Consider the following 22,168-nt stretch of genomic DNA (forward strand, 5'->3'; position numbering starts at 1 on the left):
TCGGAAGGTGGCCGATGTATTGAAAGCAGCAAAGAGGGAAGTCAGGAACTGAAGGGTGTCGGCATCAATAGCATCGCCCTGCCGCTGCCGTCTCGGGCGCGGCTGTTTTGTTTTGGGGTAGCTTGCGCATAGTAGTTAAATCCCTGTGCTCAACACCTATTCGGCGTAGGCAGCCCAACGTCTGCAGGTTCCGGTGCCAGTAGGGGAGCAGACCTCACATACCATTCAAAATGGCTTTTCGTACGATTGAAAACTCCCCGCTGGTGTATGCCCGTCTGGGGGGCGCCCTCTACCTGGTCATCATCCTGTTTGGTTTGTTTGCGGAGGGCTTCGTAACCAGCAAACTGCTGGTATCGGGCGATGCTGCCACCACCGCGCGCAACATACTGGCCGCGCCGGGGCTGTGGCGCCTTTCCGTGGCCGGCAATGTGCTGGTGGTACTGTGTGCCGTGCCCCTGCTGTGGATAGAATACCTGCTGCTGCGGCCCGTGAGCAAAAGCCTGGTGCTGCTGGCGTTGTTTTTCAACCTGGTTTCCCTGGCAGTGGAGGCCATCAGCAAGGTGTTTCTGCTGCTGGTGCTGCCCACCCTGGAAAGTGCCCAGTATGCCCAGGCCTTGGGACCTCGGCAGGTGCCCATGCTGGCAGACTTCTCCCTAAAGACCCACGAAATATCCTTCAACATTGCCCTCCTGTTCTTTGGCTTTACCTGCCTGGTGAACGGGTACCTGATTTTTAAGTCGGGCTACTTGCCCAAAGTGGTAGGCATCCTGATGCAGGTAGCGGGCGGGTGCTACCTGGTGGCTTGTTCTGCGGCTCTTTTTGCCCCGGTCCTCGCCGCATTGCTGCTTCCTGTTATTCTGCTGCCCTGCCTTATTGGCGAATCTTCGTTGTGCCTGTGGCTGCTGGTGAAGGGCGTGGATAGCGCAAAATGGCACGCGCAAGGGAGCCGGACTGCGCATCGTTTAGCTGCGGCCGGGTAGGCTGCACGCTTCAGCGCAGTACCGCAGCCGGGTTTAAATCGATACTGCCTCCTTCCCCGAACTGGGGCGCTCCTGCAAGCCAGTGGCCCGCCCAACCTGGCACGGATGCAAGAAACTATGGCCAAACACGGCTGGTGGCCTGAAGCATCGTCCAGCTGCCCCGGGCGCGGCTGGGTTTTTTGGGGGTAATGGGCTGTAATTCGTGTTGTTAGAGTAAGAATAAATTTTTATATTCGGTCCTCTGCTCATGAATTATGGTGTGCCTCAGAACTGTACTTCCGCTGCTGGTTTTAATCTGCTTGGGCTGGAGCAAACCGAGCTACGCCCAACAGGCCCCGTTCTCTGCTACCGAGGCTGTAAGTAGGCCCCTGCTCACCGCGGCTGATACCGTGGCCGCGCTGCAAGACCTGTTTCAAGCCAAACGCAAATCCAGTGGGTGGTTTCTGGCAGCCGCGCCTGTCGCATTGGGTCTGACAATGGCCGGGGCGGGATTGGCTTCTGTAATCCAGTATTACAGTCGAAATCCCAGCACTGTCCCGCCACTAATAATCCTGGGAGGGGGAGTCACTGGAACGGTGCTGTTGCTACAACGGTGCATTCGCTACACCAAAGGCAACGAACAGGAAGTATTGAGCAGGTACCAACGCACCCACAGGCTGCCCGGGTGGGTGGCGCGAAACCTGGCCAAGCATCGGGCTGCCAAACCGTAGCCAACCTCATTCAAGACGGTGAGCAGGCTAATGCAACGGATAGTATAGGCTTCTCCGATTCCTCAGCCGCCTCTGCCCCGGGCGCGGCTGGGTTGTTTTTGGGGTAGCTAGCTGAGGCAGAGCGCTTGAAATGCCAACTAAAGCCTATATTAGGCATCTTGTTCTAGCCCTATGATGCTCTCCCGAACTGTGGTCTGGCTGCTGGTTTTGCTCTGGTTCGGCTGGAGCAACCCCGGCTACGCACAGCAGGCACCGCTCCCCGCTGCCCCAGGCGTGAGTAGACCCCTGCTCACCGCGGCTGATACCGTGGCCGCGCTGCAAGACCTGTTTCAAGCCAAACGCAAGTCCAGCGGGTGGTTTTTGGCCGCTACGCCCGTGGCCTTGGGCGTGTCGGTGGCGGGGACGGGCCTGGTGGCTATTAGTCAGCTTTCCGGTACTGGCACCTCCAGCGCCATCCCGGCATTGATGGTTCTGGGTGCAGGAATCATCGGCACAGTGTCGGTGCTAAGCCGCTACACCCGCTACACCAAAGGCAGCGAAGAGGACGTATTGAGCAGGTACCAACGCACCCGCAGACTGCCCGGGTGGGTGGCGCGAAACCTGGCCCAGCACCGCGTGGTTAAACCGTAGTCAATTGCGAGTGCGGGTTTCCCAGGTATTAGCAGGTTTTAAAGTTTGTTTGCCCTGTGCAGTCTGTACCCACCATGCGCCACAACCCCATGAAGGCACTTGTTTCCGAACGCCTGGCCCTCCACTGCTTACTGGCTGTTTTTCTGGCTACTACAATTTTTCATGTGCTGGTGGTGACAGGCGTGGTCCCCTTCGGCATGGTATGGGGCGGCCGGCTGCGCAGCCATTCGCAGATGTTGACTTTCGAAGCCGTGTCCCTCACCATTACCCTGCTGATGCTGGCAGCCGTGGCGGTGAAAGCAGGGTATGTCAAGCTGATGGTGCCTCAACGGGTGATGACGGTTGTTTTTGGGCTGATGTTTCTGCTGTTCCTGGTGAATACTTTCGGCAACCTCGCGTCAAAAAACGAGCTTGAAAAGCTGCTGTTCACGCCCCTGACGTTGGTGCTGGCGCTACTTAGCTTGCGAGTAGCCGTGGGTAGTGCCGGCCACCGGGCCGGGGCAGGAACTGCTCGCTGAACGGGCTCGGTAAGCCGTACGCCCGGTTGTACAACCCGCCGACCCGGTTGGCGTACCGGCTTACCGGACTGCGGCGGCAGCTTGGCCAGTGCATTTGCTTAAGCATCGGGCGCGGCCAGGGACATGGGTAGAAGCGCGGCGACTACATTTGATTTTATCACCACTCTTTACTGTTTCGCAACATGATGAAATTACTTCTGAGCATCGTTTTCATGGTGATGGTTTCGGTAGCGGCGTGGGCTGGGCCGCCTAGCCTGGTGCTGGTGCAGTATCGTGCATTTCCTCATCATATCAAGCTCACGCGTGGGGCCGGCAAAACGGAGGTTATTAAGCCTAGCTCCGCAGCGGGCAACAACAAGAATGCGGAGTTTGAACAACTCCACGCCGTGCTGACGGGGCTTTACCGGGAAGGCTATGCCCTGCAAAGCACCTCGGTGCTAGGCTCCGCAGACCGCGCAACCGAGGTGGCGACCTACGTGCTGGTGAAGCCCTGAACAAAGCCGGCGCCTCCGCGCCCCAACTGAGCCTGAGCCTGCCTGGCACCTTCCGTCAGCGAGCAAAACAGCTGCCTAACGGTACCTGCAGCGGGGCGTATAAGGCAGGGGCCGGTGCAACGGCCTTTCACCCTAACTGGCACGTTAATGTTTGAGCAAGTTGACTGGGGCACCGTCTTTGTTCCCACCACGCCACTGCTCGAGATTGTGGTGCGGGGCACGCTGATTTTCCTGGGCATTTTCCTGCTGCTGCGGGTGGTGCTGAAGCGTGAGTCGGGGACGTTGGGCATCACCGACATGCTTTTTGTGGTGATGGTTGCCGATGCTGCTCAGAACGGCATGGCCGGCGAGTACCGCTCCGTCACGGAGGGCATCATCCTGGTTGGCACCATCATCTTCTGGAGCTACGCCCTGAACTGGCTGGGCTTTCATTTCCCGTTTTTCGACAAGCTGATTAAGCCCGGCAAGCTGCTGCTCATCAAGGACGGCCGCATGATGAAGGACAACATGCGCAAGGAGCTCATCACCCGCCAGGAGCTGATGAGCGAGGTGCGCTCCAACGGCCTCACCGACATCGACAGCATTAAGGAGGCCTACATGGAGCCCTCAGGGCGAATCAGCATCATCTGTAAAAAAGAAGAGCAGAACCCACCCGAGGCCCCATCGGCGGTGTAGCACTTTGCCTGCTGGCTGGCCACGCTTGTTTGGCTAGAAACCAACTGGCGCACAGGGGCAAATAGCCAGCGAGCCATGCGCCCTGATTGCCGGGCGGCCCCGGTTTTACGCGGCCAGCAGTGCACGTCTGGAGCGGGTGAATGGCTCATTTTCAAAGCGGGCCGTTGCTGACTGCTGAACTTTACGGGGTAGCGGGCGTACCTAAAGTGCGCCCTTTAGGGGGTGTCTTCACACTTTTTACCACCTGACTACTCAAGCTATGAAGACAGACGACGACAAAAAGCTGCAGTCGGTAGACAACGCCGACACCTTTTTGACCACCAACACCGGGGTGCGCATCTCCGACACCGACAATTCGCTAAAAGCCGGCGAGCGGGGCCCCACGCTGCTGGAAGATTTCCACCTGCGCGAGAAGATGACCCACTTCGACCACGAACGCATTCCGGAGCGGGTGGTGCACGCACGGGGCTCGGCAGCCCACGGCACTTTCCGGGCCTATGGCAACGTGAGCCACCTTACCAAAGCCGGCTTCCTGAAAGAAGGTGTGGAGACGCCGGTGTTCGTGCGCTTTTCCACCGTAGTAGGCTTCCGGGGCTCGGCCGATACTGTGCGCGACGTGCGCGGCTTCGCCACCAAGTTCTACACTCAGGAGGGCAACTACGACTTGGTGGGCAACAACATGCCGCCCTTCTTCATCCAGGATGCCATCAAGTTTCCCGACCTGGTGCACGCCGTGAAGCCCGAGCCGCACAACGAAATGCCGCAGGCCTCGGCCGCGCACGACAACTTCTGGGACTTTATCTCCCTCACGCCCGAAAGCATGCACATGATTTTATGGGTGCTGTCGGACCGCGCGCTGCCGCGCTCCTACCACAACATGGAGGGCTTTGGCGTGCACACGTTTCGCCTCATCAACGAGCAGGGCGAGAGCCACTTCGTTAAGTTTCACTGGAAGCCTGTGGCCGGTATGGCCTCCCTGGTGTGGGACGAAACCCAGAAAATTGCCGGCAAAGACCCCGACTTCAACCGCAAGCAGCTCTGGGAAAGCATTGAGCAGGGCAACTACCCGGAATACGAGCTGGGCATTCAGGTGATTGAGGAGAAAGACGAATTCATGTTCGACTTCGACTTGCTGGACGCCACCAAGCTCTGGCCCGAAGAGCTGGTGCCGGTGCAGCTCATTGGGAAAATGACGCTGGACCGCAACCCCGACAACTTTTTTGCCGAGACCGAGCAGGTAGCGTTTCACCCCGGCCACGTGGTGCCGGGCATCGACGTGACCAACGACCCGCTGCTGCAGGGGCGTCTGTTTTCCTACGTCGACACGCAGCTGCTGCGCCTGGGCGGGCCCAACTTCCAGGAGATTCCCATCAATCGGCCCGTGGCGCCGGTGCACAACAACCAGCGCGACGGCCACATGCGCCAGACCGTTAACAACGACAAGCAGAACCGCACCAACTATTTCCCCAACTCGCTCAACAACAGCTCACCGCGCCCAGCCACTGCGGCCGAAGGCGGCTACGTGCACCACCAGGAAAAGGTAGAAGGCCACAAAATCCGCAAGCGCTCCGAGAGCTTCAACGACCACTACACGCAGGCCCGGCTGTTCTACAACAGCATGACCAAGCCCGAGCAAAAGCACATCATGGAGGCCTTCGTGTTTGAGCTGGGCAAGGTAGAGCACCTGCACGTGCGCGAAGCCATGATAAACCACGTGGCGCAAGTAGACCTGGCGTTGGCCGTGGCCGTGGCTGATAGCGTCGGCGTGGACTTTGACGAAGCCGCCTGGAAAGCCTCCCTCAAGGACGCCGCTCATCACGTAGCCGACAAGGTGACCGGCGCGCTCAGCGACAAGAAAAGCGTCACCGACTCGCCGGCCCTCAGCATCGATAAGAACAAGAAAGAGCACATCAAGGGCCGCAAAGTGGCCGTGCTGCTCGCCGAGGGGTTCGACCATGAAGCCTACCAGCAGGTAAAAGCCATGCTGGAGCAAGGCAACGCCAAGGCCGAAACGGTCTCGACCAAGCTAGGCAAGGTGAAGGCCGCCAATGGGCAGGAGGTAGAAGTGAAGCACACCTTTGCCACCACCGCTTCGGTAGTGTACGACGCCGTGTTTGTGCCCGGTGGCGAGAAGAGCGTGCAGAAACTCCAGCAGATGGGCAAGGCCCTGCAATTTATAGAGGAGGCCTACCAGCACCACAAGCCCTTGGCAGCCAGCGGCGAAGGCGTGGGCCTGATGCAGGAATGCCGCCTCAAAGGCGCTTCCTTCGCCGACAGCGGCCTGAAGTCGGATAAAGGCGTGGTGACCCTACGCGGCACCGACTGGAGCGACTTCACCGAAGCCTACCGCAAGGCCATTGGCCAGCACCGGCATTGGGATAGACCAATCGAAGGCGTGCCGGCCTAGCGCCCCGCTGCCTGTCAAGTCGAAAAGCCCCCAAAGGGCGCTGAGGTCAGCGCCCTTTGGGGGCTTTTCGACTTGACAGGCAGGTAACAGCGGACAACTCGTTCATCGCAGGTTCGCCCCGGAGTACTTGTTGCATCAATGCTCGGCGTGTACAGTGGAAACGCTGCTGAGCCATTCGTAGGCTGCCACCACCTCGTCGAAAATGGCTACTTGCGGTTTGCGGTCACTGAAAGCCGTCATGAGGTCGATGTTGGTGCGGGCGCCCAGCAGAGGGCTATGCACCCACGCCACGTACCTAATGCCGGCCTGGGCGGCCACGGGCAGGTATTCGTAGGCTATCCACTTGGCCAGCTCCCAATTGCTTGCTGTTACGTGAGTGTTATCATTGAGGGCCTTGTGAGCGCCGGTTTGCACAATGAGCTCGGTGACCCGTGCGCAGGCGGCCTGCACTAGCTGCAGCTGCTGGGGGCCCTTCCAGTCCAGGTACAGCCAGGCGTGCGCTGCATCGTAATGCACGTCAAGAACTTCAGAGGCCAGCAAGAGCACGAGAGACATCAGCAAGACCGACGGGTAGAGATAGAATGTTAGGGAGATAGTAGGTAAATATAACCCTCTACGGCGGTTGCCCGGATGCCTTGACCTTACAAAAGCAAACCCAGTCCCGGCCGCGTGCAACTACGCTGTTCGGCCGGGACTGGGTTGGTGCAGGAAGCAACGGGGAGGGGCCTAGCCCAGGCCCAGCTTGTGCTTGGCTTTGGCCGCGAGGCCGCCGCTGGTCATCTGCTCGGTTTGCGCATGGCCTCGTGGGTCAGGAGCGGCTAGCTTGGGCTCGCCGCCCAAGGGCTGGGCCCGGCGGATGTGGAACTCGCCTTTGCCGTCCATAGACGGCCCTTCGGTCCAGCGGCCCAGGGGCGTGCCATCGCCGCGAATGTTGGTGGTCACGAAGGCGTAGTTGAAGTCTTTTACTTCCTGGCTCTGCGGGAAGCTGTTGGGGATGGGGTGGCAGTCGAGGCCGCCCAGCTCTTCGAGCACGGCCAGCCACTGATTTTGGTGCATGGTGTCGCGGGCAATGAGGAAGGCGAGCATGTCCTTCATGCCGGGGTCGTCGGTAGCTTCCCAGAGGCGGGTAGCCAGCACGCGGCCGGTGCTTTCGGCCATTACATTGGCGTACATGTCGGCGGCGATGTTGCCGCTTCCCACTACCCAGGAGCCGTTGAATGGAACCCCGTTGGCATCTACAGCCATGGCTGCGAGGCCAGAAGAGAGCACATGGCGCGGGTCCATGCCGCCCATTACAGCGCCAATCATCTTGTCTTTGCTCATCTCTTCTTTGAGGCTCATGGGCGCGCCTTCGAGGTTGAGGGCGACGGCCGTGGCCAGCATTTCGATGTGGGCCATTTCCTCGGTGCCGGTTTCGAGCAGCATGTCGCGGTACTTCACGGGGCCGCGCTGGCCCCAGGCTTGAAACATGTACTGCAAGCACACGCGGATTTCGCCTTCAATGCCGCCAATGGCTTGTTGCAGCATGCGGGCAAACACGGGATTAGGCTTGGTGACCCGGACCTTGTACTGGAGCTCTTTATCGTGATAGAACATGGATAGAAAGGGGGGGTGGAAAGGTGTTGGCCGCTAGCAATACGCTACGGTCTAATGATGTACGTCCGAATAAAACCTTGCTCCGAGGGAAAAACACGTATATTTTACTGAAATATGCGGGTGCCATTTTCGGTATTAACACGCAGAATGGAAGCAACGTCGGCCAGTTGGCCCGCACCAGCGAAGGCCGACAATAGCTTCGTTGGGCTGCCCGACTTCGGTGGCCCGTTGCCGTATACCTGCCCTATGATTCCGCTGATAACCCACACGCCCCGCCTTCTTATTCTGGCTGCCAGCCGGGCACTGCTCACCGCCGAGTTGCACAAACCCCAGTACTTTCCCGTGTTGCTGGGCGCGGCCCTGCCCGCCGACTGGCCACCCGGCGAGTACGACCGCGAGGCCATGCACTACTTCCTCGACCAGCTCACGGCCGGAGGCCGCACCGCCGCCGGCTGGTATGGCTGGTACGCCCTGCTCAAAGCCACCGACGACACGCCCCGTACCCTCATTGGCGCTGGTGGCTTCATGGGCCCACCCGACGCCGATGGCTCAACAGAAATTGGCTATTCCATCGCGGCCGACTGGCGTCAGCAGGGCCTGGCCACCGAGCTGGTGGCCGGGCTGGTGCAGCAGGCCGCCGCCACCGGCATGGTTCGGCAGCTGGTGGCCCACACCGACGCCGACAACCTGGCTTCGCAGCAGGTGCTGCTGCGCAACGGCTTTGCGCCAGCCGGCCATGCCCCCGACGGCCGCCTTCGGTTTGAGCGGGCAGTAGAGCCCACCGAAACTGCGGCCTGAGAACAACGCCCGGTTAAGCTCCTCAATAACAGCCATGCCGTCGCTGGCGCCGTAAAAGGTAAGTTAATTCGGATTGTTCTCTCACTTCAGCACCTGTGCCATGTCTCGTCTCTTATTTTTTGCTCTCGCATTTCTCTGGGCCGGATTGGCCCAGCCGGTGGCCGCGCAGTCGGGTACAGCCGCGGGGTTGCCGCCTCGTCCTTCGCCCTTCCAGTTCGTCAACGACCAGGCGCAGCTCATGTCTCCGGCCGACGCGAAAAAGCTGGAAAGCGGCCTGCGCCGCTACGCCGACAACACCGGCACTCAGGTTGTGGTAGTGACGGTGCCCTCGCTGGGCGGCCGCACCGTGGCCGATTATGCCCGTGGACTAGGCGAGTCCTGGGGCGTGGGCCAGCGCGATAAAAACAACGGCGTGGTGGTCCTCGTCAGTCAGCAGGAGCGTCAGGTAAGCATTCAGCCCGGCAGCGGCTTGAAAAACAGCATCACGCCCGCCGTTACCAGCCAGGTTATCGCCCAGATGACACCCAGCTTCAAGCAGGGCAACTACTTCGCGGGCCTGCGCACCGGCCTAAACACCCTGATGGCAACGGCCAACCCCGATTCGGCGCCGAAAAACGCGCAGGAGGGAGCCACGGCCTCGTCTTACTCCACAGCCCCGGGCAACACCAGCGGCCCGGGCCTGCAAACCGACCAGGCAGGCGTGGCCCAGGAGCCGGTTGCCAACACTCCCAACGACCCGCTGCTGACCCCGCCGAGTACCGAGCCATCGGCCGGCTTTGGCATTGGCACCATATTGCTGGGGGCGCTCGGTGTGGGGGGCTTGCTGTGGATATTGATGCGGATGTTCCGGCGCAAGAGTGCGCCTGCTGCAGCTGCGGCTCCCAGTCAGCCCAACCAAAACACCCCGAATTTCCTTCCTAACCAGAACACGCCGGACTTCCTTCCCAACCGCAACCCGGGCAACGGCCCCAATAACGGCCCAGGTAACGCGCAGCGGGGCGGCAGCAACTTTGGCGGTGGCGGCAACTACAATGCTACGCCCAACCAGGGCGGCGGTATCATGGGTGGTGGCGGAAGCGGCATGGGCGGCATACTAGCCACCGGCGCGGCTGCGGCCGCAGGCGCCTATCTGGGCAACCGGATGGCTTCGGGTCACGAAGCCCCAGGCCACGGCTTGGCTGGCGACGGCAGCGGCTCGCGCGGTTTTGACCCCAATAATGCCGCTGGAGCTGCTGGCGCAGGTGCCATGGGAACCGGCGCAGCCAACGACTTTTTTTCCTCCCGCGACGGGGGCACGGGCAATGCAGCGCCGGACTATTTTTCGGATGATTTAACCAATAACGACTCGCCGGATTACTTCTCGGCCGACGATAACAGCTACGACGACCCCTCGTCCGGTGACTTCGGCGGGGGCGGCTTCGACAGCGACGACGACAATAGCGGCTCGTGGTAAAAAGCGGGCTGAAGAACGGTGTAGAGACGCCACACCTGGCGTCTCGTCGTCCGCGCCGTCTGGCTATCGTTCCATCTATCGTTCAACGCCGAGACGCCAGGTGTGGCGTCTCTACACCGTTCAGTTGGTCGAGTCAGCCGTTAGCTTCTCTGAAAAAGAATAAGAATTGACAGAGCCCCGATGCAAAAGCGTCGGGGCTCTTTTCTTTGCTAGCTCTGAATTCTTCGCTCACGCTTCTTTATCGCTGCCAACTCTCATGTCCGTAACCGATACTCTCAAGTCTGCCGTGCAAATAGTGCCGGTGCTGGAAACCAGCCGTTTGATACTGCGAAGCATCAACCCGGATGATTTTCCAGCGCACCTGGCCATTGGCCGTCAGCCCGCTTTCCACCGCTACCTGAGCGCAGAGCCTTTGTCGGCCGAAGAGCACTGGAAGATGCTGCTGCGCAGCATGGGCCACTGGGCTATGCTGGGTTACGGGTTTTGGGCAATCGAGGAAAAGGCCACGGGGGAGTACATCGGCGGAGCGGGCTACCTGCATCTGAAGCGCGAAATCATCCCGGAAATTGGCGATACGCCCGAGATTGGCTGGGTGCTGGCCCCACGCGTGCACGGCCAGGGGTACGCCAGCGAGGCCGTGGCGGCGGTTATAGCTTGGGGCGATGCCCACTTCAAGCACGCCCGCACCATGTGCATTATTCATCCCGAAAACGAGGCGTCGCTGCGCTTGGCTCACAAGTTTGGCTACCGCGAATACATCCGCACCACCTACCACGGCGACCCCATTGTGATGCTGGAACGCTCGGGCAAAGCGGAAGAGCCCACCGGCGACGCCGCTGCCTTGTAGCGGCGGCAGCAGGCCGAGGCAGCGAGATGAAAATTCCAGTAGCTTGCGGGCGGGATACTCTCATTCTACCCGTTTTTTCTGCAAGCGCCCTATGTCATTTTTTCTGAAATTGTTGGTTGCCTTGCTGCTGATGGGCAGCGGCTTACCTGCGCAGGCCGCGCAACCCGTTGCGGCGCCTACGGTGCAGATTACACCCCAGGCGGCCTTCAACGTGGAGGCCGCTACGCAGGCCTACCTCAACTCCCTCACGCCCGCCCAAAAAGCCAAATCGGACGCCTATTTTGAGGGCGGTTACTGGCTGCAGCTGTGGAACGTGCTCTACGCCTTGGGCGTGGCCGGGGTGTTTCTGGGATTGGGACTGTCGCGGCGCCTCAAGGCCTTGGTGGGGCGACTGCCGCGGCCGGCGCTGCGCACGCTGGCCTATCTACCCCTGTACCTGCTGCTGGCCTGGGTGCTGAGCTTCCCCCTCACCGTGTACGAGGGCTACTTCCGGGAGCACCAGTACGGGCTATCGAACCAGAGCCTGGGCGAGTGGCTGAGCGAAACCTTCATCGGGCTGGCCCTAACGCTGGTGTTTGGCAGTTTGTTGCTGTTGGTGTTGTACGCGGCCGTGCGCCGAACGGGCCGCAGCTGGTGGGTGTGGAGCACGGGCATCGTGGCGGTGTTTCTGGTGGCTTCCGTATTCCTGGGGCCGGTGTTTATAAGTCCGCTGTTCAATAAATACGTGCCGCTGCCGGGCAGTCCCATTCGCGACAGCATACTAAGTATGGCACGGGCCAACGGCGTGCCCGCCAGCAACGTGTACCTCGTCGATGCCTCGAAGCAGAGCAAGCGCATCAGCGCCAATGTAAGCGGCATAGGCAGCACCATCCGCGTGTCGCTCAACGACAACTTACTGAAGCGCAGCACCCCGCAGGAAGTGCAGGCCGTGATGGGCCACGAGCTGGGCCACTACGTGCTGAATCACATTCCGAAGATGCTCGTGTTCTTCGTGCTGCTCATCGGCATCGGGTTTTGGTTTGTCGACTGGGCGTTTCGGAGGCTGGTGGCGCGCTATGGAGCCCGCTGGGACGTGGCCGGCCTGGCCGACGTGGGCGGGCTGCCACTGGCCGTAGCGTTGTTTGCCGTGTATAGCTTTCTGGCCACGCCGGTTTTCAATACCATCATCCGCACCAATGAGCAGGAGGCCGACGTGTTTGGTCTGAACGCCGCCCGCCAGCCCGATGCCTTTGCCTCAGTGGCCATGAAGCTGTCGGAGTACCGCAAAATCAACCCCGGCCCCCTGGAGGAAATCTTGTTTTTTGACCACCCCAGCGGCCATACACGCGTGTCCACGGCCATGCGCTGGAAGGCAGAGAACCTGGGTGACAAGCAGGCCAACTCGCCCGGACAGCTGCCCGCGGCTAGGTAGTGCCTCGCGCACGATTTGCGTACAAGTAGCTCGCTTTTCCCGCCTCCGCTATGACTTCCCGCCCTTACATCCTTGCCGAAACCACCTGGAAAACCGTTCAGGAAGCCAACTACCAGGTAGTGGTGCTGCCCTGGGGCGCCACCGAGGCCCACAACTACCACCTGCCCTACGCCACCGACAACTACCAGAACGACTACGTGGCCGCCGAGGCCGCCCGCAAAGCCTGGGAGCAGGGCGCCAAGGTGGTGGTGCTGCCCAATGTGCCCTTCGGCGTGAACACCGGCCAGCTCGACATCACGCTGGACATGAACCTGAACCCCAGCACGCAGCTAGCCATCGTGCGCGACCTGGTGCAGGTGCTGGCCCGCCAGGGCATTCCCAAGCTGGTGATTTTGAACGGCCACGGCGGCAACGACTTTCGCCAGATTCTGCGCGAGCTGCAGGCCGAATTCCCCACCGTGTTTCTAAGTACCCTCAACTGGTTTAAAGCCGCTGACCGCAGCCAGTACTTCACTGCGCCCGGTGACCACGCCGATGCCCTCGAAACCAGCGCCATGCTGCACATCGCCCCCGAGCTGGTGCGCCCGCTTTCGGAAGCCGGCGACGGGGACGCCAAGCAGTTTCGCATTGCTGCCCTGCGGCAGGGGTGGGCCTGGGCCCAGCGCGAGTGGAGCAAGGTGACGGCCGACACCGGCGTGGGCAACCCCGCCGAAGCTACCGCCGAAAAAGGCCAGGCCTTTCTCGAAGCCGTAACCACCAACATCGGCCAGTTTCTGGTGGAGCTGGCCGCGGCCGACCCGCAGGATTTGTACGAGTAGAAGCCCACCAAAACCGGCGTGGGCAAAGACGGTTTGCTGGGTGGCTGTCATCTTCGCCTTTCCAAACCCTTGCCTTTGCCCATGCCGCTTCCTTTCGATAGCATCATTTTCGACCTCGATGGCACCCTCTGGGATGCCTCGGCCGCCATTACTCTCGCCTTTCAAGCCGCTAAAAGCAGCGTCGACTACATCAACAACGACGTGACCCTGGCCCAGGTGCAGGCCGTGACCGGCCAGCCCTACGAGGTGGTCTACGAGCGGCTTTTCCCCAACCTGCCCGCTGATAAGCTGGAAGAATATCGTGCCCTTTGCGCCCGCCACGAACTGCAGGCGGCCCAGCAGCCGGGCGGCACGCTCTACCCTGGTCTGGAAGCCACGCTCGACTACCTGAAGGGGCGCGGCTACCGGCTGTTCATTGTCAGCAACTGCCAATTGGGCTACGTAGAAGCATTCTTTGAGAACAGCCAGCTGAGCCACCACTTCGAAGGCCACCAGTGCTTTGGCACCCGAAAGCTGCCCAAGTCCGAAAACATCCGCGAAGTGGTGGCCCGCTACGGCCTGCAGGCGCCCGTGTACGTGGGCGACACCCCCGGCGACCTTGCCGCCAGCCAGGCCGCTGAGGTTCCGTTCATCTTCGCAACCTACGGCTTTGGCAGCCTGACGGAGGCCGAAGCCCCCGTGCGCATCAATCAGCTTTCCGATTTGCATAACCTGCTTTGAGCCCGGCCGGGTTCCGGCTCAGGGGCCTGGCAAAAGCTAAAAACTTGTGTAGCTTTGGGTAAGTGCACATGCCCTTAGTGCGGAGCCTGTTATGTATCAGAATTTTGCTACAACAGCTTTCTTACACGTGCTCTACCGGCCGTATTCCAACGAGCTGGTGGGGCGCTGGCTGTGCTCCGTGACCGAGGAGCAGCTGCGTGAAGGGTACGAAACCATGCGCCAGGCCGCCCTGCATCACCACTGCGGGTGCTGGCATATTGATTCTCGCCGCCGGCCCAACCGCCGCCGCAACGGCCCCGAGTGGGTGATAACCCAGTTTTTGCCTCGGGTACAGCAGGAGCTGGCCTGCCCCCTGCGGGTGGCCTTTCTGGTGCTGCCCGACCACTACCGGGACGCCGAAGCCGCCAACCCTTCTCAGCCCTCCGCCTTCAATGGCGCCACCCCTTTTCAGTTCGCCCGGTTTACCGATGAGGGTGCGGCCAACACCTGGCTCAGCCAGCGCTGACGCTTTGGCTAGCGAGAGGGGGCCGGCTTGCCGCTAGCGCTGGCCTTCCAGGGTTTGCATGGGCGTAGCAATTTCCACATTCGAGGTATTGGGGAAGGCCAGGAAATGCGTGACACGCGGTTCCTCCGGACCGCTGTGAAACTGCCGCACCTGGGCTTCTACGGCCAAGTCTTCCTTAGTGAAGCGGTGGTGCTGGCGCTGGTGTTCGCCCCAGGTGGCCACGTAGAAAAACTCGGTGATGAGCGTGGGGCGGGCAATGTCGGAAAACACACCGGCGCGCAGGGCCCCATCGCGCAGGCGCAGGCGCTTGAGCTGCTCGGCGGCGGCCCGGAAGGCGGGCCAGTTGGCGGGTTCTACCTGGTATTCTATCATCACCACCACGGGGCCGTCGTCGGGGTCGATGTTGTTGTCGGCGTCGGGGTCGGGCCAGTGCTCAGCAGGGGCCAAGTCGAGGCCTTCGGCCGGGCGCATAGGGAAGGGAAAGGCCAACAGGGCGCTAACCAGCATCCAGCCAGCTGCGGCCAGAAGCGCAATTTCCAAGGTGGTGTGGTCAGCCAACTGGCCCCAGACCAAGCTGCCCACCGACATGCCCGCCTGAAACACCAGCATGTACACGCTGATGACCCGGGCCTGCACCCACTTGGGCACGCTCAGCTGCACGGTGGTGCTGAAGCTGGTCATCACCATCAGCCAGGCAATGCCGGATAAGAACATCACGCCGTAGAGTACATAAATCTGCGTGATGAGGGCCAGGGCCGCGTTGGTACCCGCAAAAGCCAGCACGCCCAGCAGCACGCGCTGGTTGAAGGTGAGCCGCGCGCCTGCCCGGCCCATCAGAAAAGCCCCGGTTACGGCGCCGGCGCCCAGCCACGACAGCATCACGCCGTAGTGCCCCGAGCTCAGGTTTAGCTTGCGGGCAATCACCACCGACACCAGGCCCCACATGGCGGCCGTGCCAAACGAAAACGCAAACGTGCGCACCAGCACCCCATAAATGGCCGGCGAATACTGCACGTAGCGCAGCCCTGCCCGCAGCGCCCCAATAAAGTGTTCGGCTGGCCCGCTCGTGACGGTGGCCTCTCGCTTCCAGAAATACACCACCGCCCATGTGGCCAGAAACGACGCCCCGTTCAGCATAAACACCCAACCCGCCGAGTAGTAGGCAATGATGGCCCCGCCCACGGCCGGGCCAATGGCCCGCGCAATGTTGTTGCTGACGCCGTTGAGGGTGATGGCAAACGGCAGGGCCGTGCGCGGCACCAGCTCCACGGTCACGGTTTGCCAGATGGGCGAGTTGAGCGCCGCCCCCATGCCCAACAGAAACGTGAAGCCCAGCACGCCCAGGGCCGAAATGCCGCCCGTGAGCGTGAGCACTCCCAGCGCAGTGGCCACCACCGTCATAAACGCCTGCGTGCACAGCAGCAGCTTGCGCCGGTCAATGAGGTCGGCCATGGCACCGGCTGGCATGCTCAGCAGGAAGGCCGGCAAACTGGTAGCGGCCTGCATGAGGGCCACCAGCAAGGCCGAAGTGGTGAGCGTGGTGACAAGCCACACGCCGGCCACGTTCTGCATCCAGGTTCCGACATTTGACACCAGCCCCGCAATCCAGATGGCGCGGAACACGGTGTACATAAACGGCGTCAGCAGCGTGGGTTTGGGGGCCGCCGTCGGTGGAGAAGGGGAAACAGAAGGCATTGCAGGCAGTCGGAATTCACCCCTTCTACAACAAATAGAGGGGTGAATCGACTTACGGCTGCCGGGCGAAAAGAGGTGTAGAGACGCCACACTTGTCGTCTCCTCGTTCGCGCCGTTCTAGCCCCGTTCAACGACGAGACGCCAAGTATGGCGTCTCTACACCATTCTGGTGGTCAGTCCTACCGCCGTTGCGACGACTCGCGCACCAGCAGCTTGGGCTTAAGCACAATGGGCTTGGGCGGCCCCAGCCGGGTGGGGGTGGTTTTCAGCATCTTCTGGAGCAGCTGCACGGCGGTTTTGCCCATTTGCTCGCAGCGCTGGTCCACGCTGCTCAGCATGGGCTCGGTGAGGGAGGTGAACATCTCGTTGCTGAAACCAACGATGGCCATGTCCTTCGGTACGCGCAGGCGGTGCGTTTTGGCTACCTGCAGGGCACCCACGGCCGCGAGGTCGTTGGATGAGAAGATGCCGTCTGGGCGCTGGTCCAGCTTCAGGAGCTGGCGCATGGCCTGGCTGCCGCCTTTTTGGTTCATCTCGCAGAACACAATCAGCTCCTCATCAACGGGCAGGCCGTGGGAAGTGAGGGCATCGCGGTAACCCTGGTGGCGGTTTTTGTGGATGTTCAGGTGCAATGGGCCGCTGAAGTGGGCAATGCGGGTACAGCCCTGCTCGATGAGGTGGGCCACCACCTGGTAGGCGCCCTGGTAGTCGTCGAGCATCACAGAGCTCACGTTACTGCCCTCAAAGTTTTCCACCACCCGGTCGAAAAACACCAGCGGAATGTCCTGCTGGCGCACGTCTTCAAAGTGACGGAAGTCGTGGGTGCTATTGGCCAGCGAGACAAGAATGCCTTCGACCTGAGAGTTCATCAGCAGGTCGATGTTCTTCTGCTCCTGAAGCACATCTTCGTTCGACTGGCAAATCATCACGTTGAAGCCCAGTTTGGCGGCTTCGGTGGCGATGCCGTGCACCACCTGCGGGAAAAAGTGCCCCGTGATGTGCGGCACCAGCACGCCCAGCGTGTTGCTGCGGCCCCGGCGCAGGCCGGCGGCCAGCTGGTTGGGCTTGTAGTGCAGCTCCTCGGCGAGCTGGCGCACCCGCTGCTTGGTGGCCTCGCTCACATCGTCGTGGTCGCTCAGGGCCCGCGAAATGGTGGAGGGGGAAAGTCCCAGCGTCTTGGCCAGGTCAGTAATGGAAGCGCGGCGATTGGCCATCTGTTGGTTGTAGCAAGATTAAATAAATGCCCGTACCCCGGCTGCAAACCGATGGCATCGAGCCCTAACAATGCCAGAGAAGGAGTTTTGTTGCCCACTGGGCGCTCCGGCACTGCGTGCTGACAATTGACCCGAAAGAAGAATGACTGCCAGGACGGAGCAGCCCGTTCGGATGTAGATGGGAATTCTATCGCAATCTACTCGCCGGAAGGGAATCGCAGATATTAGAAAATGAATTTTTTGTACTCCAGGGTGCTTTCGGGAATATTTTCAACTCTTCGCCCCTGTCTCCAGTCGCCAGGAAGTGTGGTAGTTATTCCACCACCAGCCCGTACTTCGCCACTACCCCCAAAAGGCCAGGCAATGAGAAGCGGGCGTTCAGCAGCGGATTGCTTTCCGGGTCGATGGTAAAACCGGTGGCAGAGGTGAAGTCGGCGCCCACCAGCTGGGTTTTTTGAAACACAGCGCCCGCCAGCGAACAGTCCTGAAACACGGCCGCCGAAAGGTCGGCATCGGCAAAGTCGGCCTCGTCGAGGGTGCAGTGCGCGAAGCGCGTGGCCGGCATGGAGCGGCCCGCAAACGACACGTAGCGCATCTGGCAGTGGTCGAAGTGCACGCCAAACAGCATGTCGCGGCAGGCCGTGAACTGCAACCCGAGCAGCTTGCACTCCTCAAAAGCTACGTTTTGCAGCGCCGTGCCCGCCAGCCGCACCGCCGACAGGTTGCAACGCTCAAATAGGCAGTCGGCAAAGCGCTTATGGCTCAAATCCACTTCGCTAAAGTCGCAGTTGATGAAGTGGTATTCATCGAATTCAACTTGGCCAGCGAGGTGCCGGGCATCCCCGCGCTCCACCACGTTTTCGGCGGGGAAACGGGCTGGTTTGCGGGCGGCAATGGGCTTGCGGCGTGGTTTCATGAGGTGGCGTTTGACTTGGGCAAAGGTAATCCTGGTGGAGTTCTGCCGGGATGAAGTTCAGCCAGGTAAGGTTCCACGCTCATAGACCTGCTTACAATTTCACCACGCGCTGCGTTTGGCTAAAGTCAACACCGCTGAGCCTCAGCACGTAGCTGCCTAGCGCCAATTGCGCCGTGCGCCGGGTAATTTCTCGCTGCAATTCCTCGCCCGTGCCCCGTAGCGTCAGCACGTGCTGGCCCAGCAGCGATATTACTTCCAGGGTGAGCGGCTGTGGGCCGGTGGCACTCCCAATGCGAAGGTTGAAGGCCCCCGCCGTCGGGTTGGGAAACACCTGTAGCGTCACGCCCGGGCCGGGCTTGGCCCTGCCTGTAACTACGCCCATAAAATTGAGGCCGACGAGAATGGGGTCGTGGTCCGATGAGCGAAAGGGGCTGTTAACGTCGGTAGCGGCCCCCGCCACGCTGTATTCCAGAAACAAGGGCTCGCTGGCATTGATGTGCCATGTTTCCACGGCCGCGTGGCCCACCAGATTGGACGTGAGCACGGCGTGGTCGAGGGAGCCACTCTGGCCGCTGAATACGTAGGAGGTGCTGCTGGGCGGGCCTCCCACCACCAGGCCAGCGGCGCGGAGGATGTCCATGGGGTCTTCCTCGTAGTTGGCATTGTAGTCGCCTACGCTCAGCACGTAGCGCGTGCCGGCGGGCTTCACTACGGTATTGATAAACTGCACCAAACCCGCGGCCTGGTCCTTACGGCGCAGGTTGGACGCACCCTGGCCATCGCCCTGGTCAGCGTTGGCCCCAGTGCCGCTGGCCTTCGACCGAAAGTGGTTCACGATGAGGGCAAAGGTGTCGGGCGCGGCTGTGGAGTTGGTGGTGAAGAGTTGGGCGATGGGTGGCCGCTCAAACACGCCGCTGACAGTGGCAATGAGGGCATTGCCGCGGGGTGTGAGCACCGCCGGCTTGTAAACAATGGCGCAGCGGATGAGGTCGGTATTGTTAGGCTGACGCAGGGTGCCATCTTCCACCAGGGCGTAGGTGCCCGCGCCGAGGGCCTGGTTCAGGCCGTTCACCAAATCCTGAATGGCGGAATGGATGCCCGTGCCATCGTTCTCAATTTCTATCAGGCACACCGCGTCAGCATTCATTTGGATGAGGGCGGCGAGGATTTTGCTGCGCTGGCGCTCAAAATCGACGAGGGTACGGGCGCCGCGGGAGGTCGGGAAGCCACCGCCCACGCCGTCGCCGTTGAAGTAGTTAAGCACGTTGAAGCTGGCCACTTTCACAGTGGTGGGCCCGAACGTGGGCACCGGCGGGCGCACCACCGTCACCACGGGGGCGTCGGGCCCGGGCAGGGGCTGCACGCGCCAGCGGCTAAAACCGTAGCCCAGGATGCCGCGCAGGCTAGGTATGGTGCTGCCCACGCGCACGGTTTGGGTGGCGGGGTCGAGGTAGGGGATGGGCAAGGGATTGGTAGCGGCGCGGCCGTCATCCAGGATGAGCGACTTGCTCACATTTTCGGCCTGGTAGGCAGTCACAGCGGCCACGTTGGTGGCGCCGGCGCTGCTGGTGCCAGAGGCCGGGTCGTCGTTGGGGTCCACAAACTGGGTGGGCTGGTAGACCGGGCCGCGCGTGGAAATCGTTAGCTCGCCGCGCGACCTTAACGAGGCCACGTCCGATACCGTGACCGGCGCCGAGAACTGAACCAGCATGCCTTCAAACGCCTCGGCCGTTTCGCTCGAATACGTGGCATTATCTACCATAGCGAAGGCCGGCAGCGCATTGCCCGCGGAAAGCACCGTGATGGCCGGCCCCGTGAGTACCGCTTGGTTGAAGGAAGGCGTGGAAGCAATTTCCTGCACCAGGCCGGTGATGCGCACTCGGTTGCCCACGGCCACGCTAGGGCTGGTTTGCACTACAAACAGCGCGTCGGAGGTAGCCGGGTCGCCGTCGGCACCGGCGGCGTCGTTCTGAATGTAGAAGCCGGCCGGGCTCAGGCCCGCATACACGCCCGTCACAATGGCCTCGACAGTGTAAGTGCCCGTGGTGGCCAGCACGCCTGCACCTTGAATCACGCCAATGGACGTAACCTGCTGGGCCAATACTGGCGCCGACGTCAGGGCTGCCAGGCAGGTCCAAAAGAAAACAGAAGTAAAAAATCTCATCAAATCAATTTCAGAATGGGGAAACCATGGCTGCAAATGTACTTGAAAACCACCGTGCTGCATAGGCAGTAGGGGCGGCTTAGGAGCCTTGTCGTCATGGCCTTGGGGCGGTGGTAGTGCGCAGTGGGCGTCCATATTGCCCTTGCCAATTAAGGCATGTGCCCTTGGGCCCAACCTCAGCATTTTGGCATCGCCAACCCCCCATTGGGAAAGCTGCGTAAGCCCAGGAACCACTTTCTTCACTTTCCTGATGGCCCCCAAAACCACGTCTGCCAAAGCGCCTGCCAAGAAGCCCGCTGCATCCAAACACAAAGCTTCTGCTTCGCTTGCGGTGAAGCTGCCGCCCCTGAACGCGCCCACCGAGCCGCAAAGCGCCGGCCCGCCCAACCCCGACCCTGAAGACCAGCGCGTAGGCTTTGCCCTAGTAGGCCTGGGCAAGCTCACTTTAGAGGAGTTGCTGCCGGCCATCAGCCAATGCAAGCACGCCAAGCTGGCGGCTCTGGTCAGCGGCGACCCTACCAAAATGCGCAAAGTGGCGCAGCAATATGGCATCAAGCCCAGCAGCTGTTACTCCTACGAAACCTACGACCAGCTCCGCGACAACCCCGAGGTGGAAGTGATTTACATTGTGCTGCCCAATTCCATGCACGCCGAATTCACCATTCGTGGAGCAAAGGCCGGCAAGCACATTCTCTGCGAAAAACCCATGGCCAACTCCGTGCAGGAGTGCGAGGACATGATTGCCGCTTGCAAAAAGGCCCGCAAAAAGCTCATGATTGCCTACCGCATTCAGTACGAGCCCCTCAACCGCATGGCCCATCAGCTGATACGCAACAAAACCTACGGCCGCGTGAAGATGATTGACGCCATGAACTGCCAAAGCCAGGCCCACGACCAGCAGTGGCGTCACCAGGCCAAGCTGGCCGGCGGTGGCTCCCTGCCCGATGTGGGTCTGTACTGCCTCAACACCACGCGCTTTTTGCTGGGCGAGGAGCCAAACGAAGTATACGCCACCATCTACAGCACGCCCGGCGATGCCCGCTTCCGGGAAGTAGAGGAAAACGTGAGCTTCATGCTGAAATTCCCCAGCGGCGTGATTGCCAACTGCGCCACAGGCTATGGCAGCTTCAACGCCAAGCGCTACGCCGTGTACGCCGAAATCGGCACCATCAAAATGGACCCGGCCTTCACTTACCGCGGCCTGCAGCAGGAGCGGGTGCACGCCCCCGACGGCCAGCAGATAATCGAACAGCCCGAGAACCCGCATAAAGACCAGTTTGCCCTCGAAATGGACCACATGGCCCAGTGCGTGCGCCAAAACAAAACCCCCTACACCCCCGGCGAGGAAGGCCTGCAGGACCAGCGCATCATGGAAGCCATCTACCAATCGGCCCGCGAAAACAAGCCCGTGCAGCTGCCCGTGGTGAAGAAGCTGGACGCCTTCCGCGGCCTGGAGCCTACGGAGGAGGCGTAAACTTTAGCCGTGTGCTTGGTCTTAATGAACCATGTTATGCAGAACTGAACGTCATGCAGAGCGCAGCGAAGCATCTTTACCGCGTAACTAATCAGAATTACTACAGCAGTAAAGATGCTTCGCTGCGCTCTGCATGACGTTTC

At 61.0% G+C, this 22,168-nt stretch carries 20 protein-coding genes; 14 read left to right on the plus strand and 6 right to left on the minus strand.

The genetic code is table 11. The features are described 5' to 3' along the window. Positions 1-230: 230 nt before the first annotated feature. The 6 genes from ACP7AJ_RS02460 (at position 231) to ACP7AJ_RS02485 (ending at position 6,414) form a co-directional block, all read left to right on the plus strand. Positions 231-980 (plus strand): DUF4386 domain-containing protein, encoded by a 750-nt coding sequence (locus ACP7AJ_RS02460; protein ID WP_426058596.1) that lies wholly within the window; start codon positions 231-233, stop codon positions 978-980. Positions 981-1,861: 881 nt separating this feature from the next. Then, the gene (locus ACP7AJ_RS02465; protein ID WP_426058597.1) at positions 1,862-2,320 is read left to right on the plus strand and encodes a hypothetical protein; all 459 of its coding nucleotides are present in this window, start codon (positions 1,862-1,864) and stop codon (positions 2,318-2,320) included. A gap of 56 nt (positions 2,321-2,376) precedes the next feature. Then, positions 2,377-2,838, plus strand: a complete 462-nt coding sequence (locus ACP7AJ_RS02470; RefSeq protein ID WP_426058598.1) for a hypothetical protein — start codon at positions 2,377-2,379, stop codon at positions 2,836-2,838. A 182-nt stretch (positions 2,839-3,020) separates the two neighbouring features. Then, entirely contained in the window at positions 3,021-3,332 is a 312-nt protein-coding gene (locus ACP7AJ_RS02475) for a hypothetical protein (RefSeq protein WP_426058599.1), read from the plus strand. A 147-nt stretch (positions 3,333-3,479) separates the two neighbouring features. Then, positions 3,480-4,007 (plus strand): DUF421 domain-containing protein, encoded by a 528-nt coding sequence (locus tag ACP7AJ_RS02480; RefSeq protein ID WP_426058600.1) that lies wholly within the window; start codon positions 3,480-3,482, stop codon positions 4,005-4,007. Positions 4,008-4,266: 259 nt separating this feature from the next. Continuing rightward, complete coding sequence (locus ACP7AJ_RS02485) at positions 4,267-6,414, plus strand: catalase (protein WP_426058601.1); 2,148 nt, start codon at positions 4,267-4,269, stop codon at positions 6,412-6,414. Between the two features lie 135 nt (positions 6,415-6,549). Here the strand turns inward: ACP7AJ_RS02485 and ACP7AJ_RS02490 are convergent, their stop codons facing one another. Together ACP7AJ_RS02490 and ACP7AJ_RS02495 are read right to left on the minus strand one after the other, a co-directional pair. After that, complete coding sequence (locus ACP7AJ_RS02490; protein ID WP_426058602.1) at positions 6,550-6,969, minus strand: hypothetical protein; 420 nt, start codon at positions 6,967-6,969, stop codon at positions 6,550-6,552. A gap of 171 nt (positions 6,970-7,140) precedes the next feature. Further along, the gene (locus ACP7AJ_RS02495; RefSeq protein ID WP_426058603.1) at positions 7,141-8,010 is read right to left on the minus strand and encodes a manganese catalase family protein; all 870 of its coding nucleotides are present in this window, start codon (positions 8,008-8,010) and stop codon (positions 7,141-7,143) included. Positions 8,011-8,256: 246 nt separating this feature from the next. On the opposite strand from ACP7AJ_RS02495, the gene ACP7AJ_RS02500 reads away from it, so the two are divergent. The 7 genes from ACP7AJ_RS02500 (at position 8,257) to ACP7AJ_RS02530 (ending at position 14,562) form a co-directional block, all read left to right on the plus strand. Next, a complete protein-coding gene (locus ACP7AJ_RS02500) occupies positions 8,257-8,808 on the plus strand; it encodes a GNAT family N-acetyltransferase (RefSeq protein WP_426058604.1) in 552 nt (183 codons plus the stop codon). 100 nt (positions 8,809-8,908) lie between these two features. Beyond that, positions 8,909-10,261, plus strand: coding sequence for a TPM domain-containing protein (locus ACP7AJ_RS02505; RefSeq protein WP_426058605.1), 1,353 nt, complete (start codon positions 8,909-8,911; stop codon positions 10,259-10,261). Between the two features lie 256 nt (positions 10,262-10,517). Further along, positions 10,518-11,108 carry a GNAT family N-acetyltransferase gene (locus tag ACP7AJ_RS02510; protein ID WP_426058606.1) on the plus strand — a complete coding sequence of 197 codons (591 nt, stop codon included), beginning with the start codon at positions 10,518-10,520 and terminating at the stop codon, positions 11,106-11,108. Positions 11,109-11,199: 91 nt separating this feature from the next. After that, positions 11,200-12,519 carry a M48 family metallopeptidase gene (locus ACP7AJ_RS02515; protein ID WP_426058607.1) on the plus strand — a complete coding sequence of 440 codons (1,320 nt, stop codon included), beginning with the start codon at positions 11,200-11,202 and terminating at the stop codon, positions 12,517-12,519. A gap of 50 nt (positions 12,520-12,569) precedes the next feature. Beyond that, on the plus strand, positions 12,570-13,337 hold the full coding sequence (locus tag ACP7AJ_RS02520; protein WP_426058608.1) for a creatininase family protein: 768 nt from the start codon (positions 12,570-12,572) through the stop codon (positions 13,335-13,337). A gap of 81 nt (positions 13,338-13,418) precedes the next feature. Beyond that, the gene (locus tag ACP7AJ_RS02525; RefSeq protein WP_426058609.1) at positions 13,419-14,057 is read left to right on the plus strand and encodes an HAD family hydrolase; all 639 of its coding nucleotides are present in this window, start codon (positions 13,419-13,421) and stop codon (positions 14,055-14,057) included. 91 nt (positions 14,058-14,148) lie between these two features. Continuing rightward, on the plus strand, positions 14,149-14,562 hold the full coding sequence (locus tag ACP7AJ_RS02530) for a hypothetical protein (RefSeq protein ID WP_426058610.1): 414 nt from the start codon (positions 14,149-14,151) through the stop codon (positions 14,560-14,562). 33 nt (positions 14,563-14,595) lie between these two features. Here ACP7AJ_RS02530 and ACP7AJ_RS02535 read toward each other — a convergent pair whose 3' ends face one another. The 4 genes from ACP7AJ_RS02535 to ACP7AJ_RS02550 form a co-directional block, all read right to left on the minus strand. Then, positions 14,596-16,257 (minus strand): MFS transporter, encoded by a 1,662-nt coding sequence (locus tag ACP7AJ_RS02535; protein ID WP_426058611.1) that lies wholly within the window; start codon positions 16,255-16,257, stop codon positions 14,596-14,598. A 179-nt stretch (positions 16,258-16,436) separates the two neighbouring features. Next, positions 16,437-17,471 (minus strand): LacI family DNA-binding transcriptional regulator, encoded by a 1,035-nt coding sequence (locus ACP7AJ_RS02540; RefSeq protein WP_426058612.1) that lies wholly within the window; start codon positions 17,469-17,471, stop codon positions 16,437-16,439. A 313-nt stretch (positions 17,472-17,784) separates the two neighbouring features. After that, the gene (locus ACP7AJ_RS02545) at positions 17,785-18,387 is read right to left on the minus strand and encodes a pentapeptide repeat-containing protein (RefSeq protein WP_426058613.1); all 603 of its coding nucleotides are present in this window, start codon (positions 18,385-18,387) and stop codon (positions 17,785-17,787) included. A gap of 91 nt (positions 18,388-18,478) precedes the next feature. Next, a complete protein-coding gene (locus ACP7AJ_RS02550; RefSeq protein ID WP_426058897.1) occupies positions 18,479-20,551 on the minus strand; it encodes an ExeM/NucH family extracellular endonuclease in 2,073 nt (690 codons plus the stop codon). A 250-nt stretch (positions 20,552-20,801) separates the two neighbouring features. On the opposite strand from ACP7AJ_RS02550, the gene ACP7AJ_RS02555 reads away from it, so the two are divergent. Continuing rightward, the gene (locus tag ACP7AJ_RS02555) at positions 20,802-22,025 is read left to right on the plus strand and encodes a Gfo/Idh/MocA family protein (protein WP_426058614.1); all 1,224 of its coding nucleotides are present in this window, start codon (positions 20,802-20,804) and stop codon (positions 22,023-22,025) included. Positions 22,026-22,168: the final 143 nt, after the last annotated feature.

This window comes from Hymenobacter sp. B1770 (assembly GCF_049896385.1).
Lineage (GTDB): Bacteria > Bacteroidota > Bacteroidia > Cytophagales > Hymenobacteraceae > Hymenobacter.